Consider the following 6927-nt stretch of genomic DNA (forward strand, 5'->3'; position numbering starts at 1 on the left):
TACAGTTCTCCGAGCTGTGCCAGCGAAAACCCGTCAGTCATGGATGCCGCCTTCTGTGTACCTGTTTCCCCTGCAAAAACAAGGAAGTTGCGCAGCTTGAGATACGCCAGTCGCAGCGCTTCGTCAGGCAAACTGATTTCATAAGCCCGGTCGAAACGCCCTGCCCGGTTCATCAGACCTGGGTCGATTTTTTCGGGATAATTGGTCGTTCCGATCAGGAAGATGCCCTCCTTGGATGTAGCACCGTCGAGGGTATTCAGGAAAAAAGAACGCACCTCCTGAGGCATGGAATCAATGTCCTCAATAACCAGTACCATCGGGGCCAGGCGAGTAGCCGCCTCGAACACCTCTTTGACCGATTCACTGGTTGTATACTCCGTAATTTGCCAGTAGGCTGCCGGACCCGGTACACTGCTGGCAATTGATTTTACAAGTGTTGTTTTACCGTTGCCCGGATGGCCGTATAGCAGAATACCACGCTTGTAAGGAATGTTATAAGTCTGATAGAAGGTACGATCCGCTTCAAAAAACTGATCAAGTGATCGGAAAATATCCCGTTTGATTTCCGCTTTCAAAATCACGTCATCCCGCGTAATTGCGCGGGTTATCGGCTCTGCCTGCCGAGAAAGTCCACGGCTTGTGTCGGTAAAAACGGTGACACGCTTCATATTCTGCTTACGTTCACGACCGCGTACTCCCGCGAGGAAGCCTTGCAGCTCTTGGTCGCCTATCGCAAATACGTAATCTTCATTGTACACGCCATTCTCACGGAAAAAGGGAACTCGCGCCAGCGCGATGCCCCACTTGGGATAGGCGAATACATTATTACGCATCGACAGATGCACGCCATATTCAGGAGTCGGCCCGTCATCGTCATACTGGATGGTGCGTTCCTCCAGACGATCGAAGACCCGTGCTACATGCTCCAGATCGGGACTGCCTGCACGAATGTCCTCCTCCAGTAAATCCCAATACTCAATATTGGGATCATCGCTGGCATACAGCACGTATTTTACGCCGTAGCGGTTATAGAGTGCTTCACTGATACCGTCGATCAGACGGGCATAAGCGGCATAACCGGTAATGCGCCCATCTGTACGTTCATCAAATTCGTAAATAGCTGGGATGTCTATACTCAAATTATTTGGCTCCTTTCAGGGCGGCTAGCGGCTTGCATTTGGCTACAACTGCTGCGAGTCCTGCCCCGGTGACACTTTCGATAATATCATCTACATTTTTGTAGGCCTGTGGAGACTCGTCGATAATGCTTTCCAGCGATGCCTGATTGACCACAATTTCGTCGTCTGTCCCTACACCCAGGGCCCCTGCAAAATCGTCCACACTGACGAGTCGTTTGGTCGCAGAACGCGAACGAATACGGCCTGCTCCATGACAAATGGAGTGGAAGTTATCCTGACCGCCCGGTAAACCTACCATAATATAAGAGGCTGTCCCCATAGAGCCGGGGATCAGGGCCGGATGCCCTGTCGCCTGATAAGGCCGCGGATTGTCAGGGTGTCCTGCTGGAAGAGCACGCGTAGCACCTTTACGATGCACAAACACGCTGCCGTGATCCGGATGGGATTCCTCCCAAGCATAATTGTGCATTAGATCGTACAAAGTACGCAACTCGCACTTTGTACCAAAGACATCGCGGAAGGCTTCACGCACCGAGTATGCGATGAGATGTCGGTTCACCACGGCATAATTTAGCGCCGAATACATCATATCGACATAATGTGCAGCCTCGGGATGGTCCAGCGGTGCGAATACCAGTCTCGGGTCAGAGGTACCGAGTCCGAGACGGCTCATCGTCTTGGCAATAGCAGATGAACTGGCCTGGCTGACTGCTCCACCCCAAGCCCGCGATCCAGAATGAATCATCACAGCCACCTGACCGTCGAACATACCCCACGCTTCAGCTGTTTCGCGGTTTTCCTCCGCGATTTCAATCGCCTGAATTTCGACGAAATGATTGCCCCCACCCAGTGTGCCGAGCTGTCGGTGAGCCCGATGCCATGTACGGTCTTCGACAAGATTCAGCACCTCCTCGTCAAAGGAGAACTTACTGTGCTCTACATGGGTGAGTGAGGTGGATTTCTTAGGAGTGTAGCTGTCCGGAATATATTTGTTGGGTAAGCCGTGTAGACCCTTGCGTACAATATGCTCCAGTCGGATATCCGAATAATGCCCGCGCTGGTGGGCTTCCATGGGCAAGTATTTGTCGATGGTTTTGACCAGCTTGCGGCGCAGCTTGGTTTCCTTCAAAGCATCCTTGTGCAAATTGGTCAGGTGTACGCGCATGCCGCAGCCAATATCACTGCCAACGATGGAGGGAGATACATAGCCGTCCTCCATTCCCCATACAGCAGTCGTACCGATGCAGGTTCCGACGCCTACATGTACATCTGGTGTGTATCCCATATAGCGGATACCTGGAATTTGTAAATTGTTATTAGCCATCTCGAACACCTTGTAATCTAGTGAGGAGAACAGTTGCTGAGAAGCATATACGGTCAGATCACCTGCCGGAAGCTTCATCAGATGGCTGTATGGTCCTTCATGCAAGGACGAGTCGGTTGTATGTTGTATATTCATATAAATGGGTAGTTCCCTTCTTCATGTAAATTCATAAATACTTGCATAAAAAGATTTAAAAAACAAAAAAAACCGCAGACTTGTCGTCTACGGCTTCCTGCACCGAAAGTGTCATTACATTTTATGATCAACACATCATAAATACGTAAAATAACCTGTTCTTCCAATAGCATAAAAAAATAAAAAAGCCTGGCTAATCACGCCGTCAGACAGCGTGATATCACCCATCATGTCGCCCGAACGGGGCCGATGAGACGAAAACTCAAATATGTGGTTGTATCATGCTGTCTGTCTGTCGTTATCATATAAAGCTCGGTCATGTCTGTCGGCCCCCTTTTCTTAAAGTTAATTGCTATGTTAATGGAAACCTGTGGAAGCTGTCAACCCCTGAAAGATAGAAGTGTGGGAGAATGTGACTTTACTCATGGTGAAGTGTGAGTAACATCATAGTTCAATTGGCCTAAAGCTGTTATTGTACTGAATATTCAAATATTCAGATATTGTTGATCGTTTATTGGACAATTCTGTGAGGGGGACGGAGCAGGCATGGAAGGAGATCTCCAGAAATTTAAGGCCGACTTTTTCAAAGCATTGGCTCACCCTCTGCGCATCCGCATTTTGGAGGTGCTGAGTGAAGGAGAACGGAATGTGAACGAGCTGCAGACTGCGCTCGGTTCCGAAGGTTCTGCCGTATCGCAGCAATTGGCCGTTTTACGGGCCAAAAATTTGGTGAACAGCTTCAAGGAAGGTACATCGGTTGTGTATTCACTACGTGATCCGCTTTTGACGGAGCTGCTTGCGGTGGCGCGGCGGATTTTTGACAATCATTTGGTCGAAGCTATCTCGTTGCTGGAAGGTATACGTAACGAGAAGTAATGCTATTACAGAAAAGAAGGGTTATAGGAATGAAGTGGATAGGAAGGTTCGAAGGCTATAACGCAGGGGCTTTGCGAAAGGATCTAATTTCCGGAAGTATTGTAGCGATTGTGGCGATTCCGCTCGGTATGGCGTTCGCCATTGCATCAGGAGTAAAGCCGGAATATGGGCTGTATACGACCATTGTTGCGGGGATTTTGGTTTCGCTGCTGGGAGGGTCCAAATTCCAGATCGGAGGACCTACTGGTGCATTTATTCCGATTTTGCTGGCTATTGTCATGCAATACGGTTATGAGAACCTACTCATAGCCGGTTTTATGGCGGGCATTATGCTCATTTTAATGGGTGTGCTAAGGCTGGGGGCACTGATTAAGTTTATTCCCAAGCCAGTAACAATTGGCTTTACAGCCGGAATTGCCGTGACGATATTCAGCGGTCAGATTGCTAACTTTCTCGGCTTGCGCGGGGTAGAGAGGCATGAAACTTTTCTGCCTTCCATGGCAGAGCTCATCCATCGACTTCCTTCACTGAATGTATACAGTATCCTGACGGCTTGTATCTGTCTTGCCGCGCTTATTTTGGTGCCTAAAAAATGGCCTAAGATACCCGGCTCACTGGTTGGCCTACTCTTGTCAACGCTGGTGGCAGCTTTACTTTTTCCAGGGCAGGTGGCTACCATTGGATCTGCGTATGGCGCAATTCCAGCATCTTTACCTGAGCTACATATTCCTGTGATGACGTGGGATTTGATCGTGAAACTCTTGCCGCCAGCACTTGTTATTGCAATGCTGGGAGCTATTGAATCTCTGCTTTCAGCGGTGGTAGCTGACGGTATGACGGGAGCTCGGCATAACAGCAATCGTGAACTGGTTGGACAAGGGATTGCTAATTTGCTGACACCGCTGTTCGGCGGTATTCCTGCGACAGGTGCAATTGCCCGCACCGCCACAAATATCCGTAACGGTGCTGTTTCTCCTATGTCAGGCATCGTACATGGGTTCGTGGTGCTCCTCATTCTGGTGCTTTTCGCACCTTATGCATCTAATATTCCGTTGGCCAGTATGGCTCCGGTGCTGATGGTAGTAGCGTGGAATATGAGTGAGCGCAAGCATTTTGCGCACATTCTCAAAACGCGGACAGCGGATTCTATTGTACTGGTTGTCACCTTTTTGCTGACGGTTTTTACGACGTTGACAACGGCTGTGGAGGTAGGTTTAATTCTGGCAGTTGTATTGTTTGTTAAACGTATGAGCAGTACACTTTCAGTAGATAAGGTACTTCCTGATCCTTCTGTAAAACATGAAAAAGTAGGAGCCCATATGGTCACAGATCAGCATGATTGTCCACAGGTGGCTATTTACAATGTGGAAGGCCCTTTATTTTTCGGTGCAGCCTCGGTATTGGAAAATTCAGGTGTGGGAGGTCGGACTGACCACCTACAAGGGATTTTGTTGTTGCGTATGGGGAAGGTCCCTTTTATGGATATGACGGGAGAAGGTAACTTTACCGCATTAATTCAGAAATTCCGGCAGTCTGGCGGGACGGTGCTTGTTTCCGGACTCCAGCCTCAACCGCTGGCATTACTACAGAAAACCGGATGCTACGACATGATTGGACAAAAGCATTTTTTCGAACATACAGGAGAGGCCCTTACGGCTGCCCTTGCGCTGGTGAATCAGGATCATTGCTGTGGATGCAGGCAAATGGCTTTCCGAGAATGTACGAGTCTGTGCCGCAGATCGCAGCAAGCCAAATCTTCCTTTCCAGATGGAGCCGTTTCGGTTCCCATACCTGTAAATAGCGGCAGATAACACTCTTTATATTTGTTGCGGAATGCCGAAAAATCTCTTCTAATCTCCGAAACCAAGTGCACAATGAAGACTTGCATTTGCTTCGAAAATGGAAGAGATTTTTCTCTTCTTAAAGAAAAAAAGGAATAAAATTCAAAAAAATGCTTGAATATCTGATTTTATGACACTATACTAGATTCAAAAGATACCATATGTTTCATTCTTTTGTTTTAAATTGTATTTTAATACTTACTTATCAACCTCCTCGATCACTTCTAGTTTCTTACCCTACCTTTTTCTTCATTTTTTTCACTTACTATTTTCAAACTTGTTCACCTGTTCCTACCCGATGCTCGTTCTTTGCGGTCTGCACCAAGGGTTATTCACCTCAGAATGATGACCTATGGATTTCACCCCAGCGGAATCTATATTTTTTAAAGGAGGTGAGTACCAGAGGCTATTTTGTGAGCTTTTGACGTAGCTACTCGGAGGCTGTCCTTGAGAATTAAAAAACCAAGTAAAGGGAGATGGAAAGTATTGATTAAGTCGAAAAATATCAAAAAGACGCTGTCGGTCAGTTTTACCGCTCTTCTTGCTTTTTCTCTAATTTCTCCGGTATATGGAGATTCCAGCACAACCACCTCAGCAGGAGGATCAACCATTTCCGCCAAGGTTTCAGCCAAGCTGAACCAACAATTCAGTGCCAGTGAGTATGTCACCTATCTGGTTAAATTGAAGGATCAGGTGGATACGGAGTCAGTTGCCAAGCATGCTTTCCAAAAGGCCTCTGCAGAGCAAATTTCACCCGCTGCTGCTAAGCTTTCTGTACGTACAACGGTTGTGAACTCTCTCATGGATACAGCAGAAAAAACGCAACAATCCGTGGAAGAATACTTAAAGAAGGAAGCCAATAACGGAAACGTCAAAAAATACAAGAGTTACTTTATCGTGAACGCATTTGCGGTAACCAGCACCAAAGAGGTCATGGATAATCTCGCCACACTTCCTGAGATCGACAAAATTTTACCGGATGAAAAGCGGGAACTGCAAAAGGTAGAAATAGATAAGGATGCCCAGCCCGTAGTTGAGGAATCTACAGCTGACCAAGCGGTTGCAGATCAAGCCGCTGTAGATACGGCTGTGACGGAAGAGAATGCGCAAAAATCGGTGGAAGAATCCGTGTATAAGGATGCGGTAACGCCAAGCCGTGTCGAGTGGAATATTTCTAAAATCAAAGCACCACAGGTTTGGGCCAAAGGCATTGACGGCAAAGGCATTGTTGTCGCCAATCTGGATACAGGCGTTGAATATACTCACCCGGCACTGAAAAGAAAATGGCGTGGTCTGAACGCTTCCGGCCAGGTCGTTAATCCAGAACTGAGCTGGTATGATGCGGTTAATGGAGCATCGCTGCCAACTGATTCAAATGGACATGGTACACATACGATGGGGACGAGCGTTGGCTCGGACAGCAACGGTACGAATGAAATCGGTGTTGCTCCCGGCGCCAAATGGATTGCGGTTCGAGTATTCAATCCAGATACCACCGACTCCATCTTACTGGACGGTGGACAGTGGATTCTTGCTCCTGTAGATAAAAACGGTAAAAAGCACCCTGAGCTTGCACCGGATGTGGTGAATAACTCTTGGGGCGGTGGACCTG

5 protein-coding genes are annotated in these 6927 nt (G+C 47.8%); 3 read left to right on the forward strand and 2 right to left on the reverse strand.

Annotation, left to right across the window (positions count from 1 at the left end; translation table 11 throughout):
• Positions 1-1139: ATP-binding protein (locus GRP75_RS16410; RefSeq protein ID WP_160789823.1), on the reverse strand; the 1139-nt coding region annotated here is incomplete at its 3' end.
• A gap of 1 nt (position 1140) precedes the next feature.
• Entirely contained in the window at positions 1141-2598 is a 1458-nt protein-coding gene (locus GRP75_RS16415) for an RtcB family protein (RefSeq protein WP_029515647.1), read from the reverse strand.
• Positions 2599-3144: 546 nt separating this feature from the next.
• Here GRP75_RS16415 and GRP75_RS16420 point away from each other — a divergent pair.
• The 3 genes from GRP75_RS16420 to GRP75_RS16430 form a co-directional block, all read left to right on the forward strand.
• Positions 3145-3474, forward strand: coding sequence for an ArsR/SmtB family transcription factor (locus GRP75_RS16420; protein ID WP_013311437.1), 330 nt, complete (start codon positions 3145-3147; stop codon positions 3472-3474).
• A 29-nt stretch (positions 3475-3503) separates the two neighbouring features.
• Positions 3504-5285, forward strand: a complete 1782-nt coding sequence (locus GRP75_RS16425; RefSeq protein ID WP_160789824.1) for a SulP family inorganic anion transporter — start codon at positions 3504-3506, stop codon at positions 5283-5285.
• Between the two features lie 516 nt (positions 5286-5801).
• A partial coding sequence (locus GRP75_RS16430) for a S8 family serine peptidase (protein ID WP_160789825.1) occupies positions 5802-6927 on the forward strand: 1126 nt, incomplete at its 3' end.

The sequence above is a fragment of the Paenibacillus sp. OT2-17 genome (assembly GCF_009827695.1).
GTDB classification, from domain to species: domain Bacteria; phylum Bacillota; class Bacilli; order Paenibacillales; family Paenibacillaceae; genus Paenibacillus; species Paenibacillus polymyxa_B.

Excerpts from the sequence above, each read along its gene's own strand:
- GRP75_RS16415 (WP_029515647.1), bottom strand. The coding sequence starts at position 2,598 with ATGAATATACAACATACAACCGACTCGTCCTTGCATGAAGGACCATAC.
- GRP75_RS16420 (WP_013311437.1), top strand. The coding sequence starts at position 3,145 with ATGGAAGGAGATCTCCAGAAATTTAAGGCCGACTTTTTCAAAGCATTG.
- GRP75_RS16425 (WP_160789824.1), top strand. The coding sequence starts at position 3,504 with ATGAAGTGGATAGGAAGGTTCGAAGGCTATAACGCAGGGGCTTTGCGA.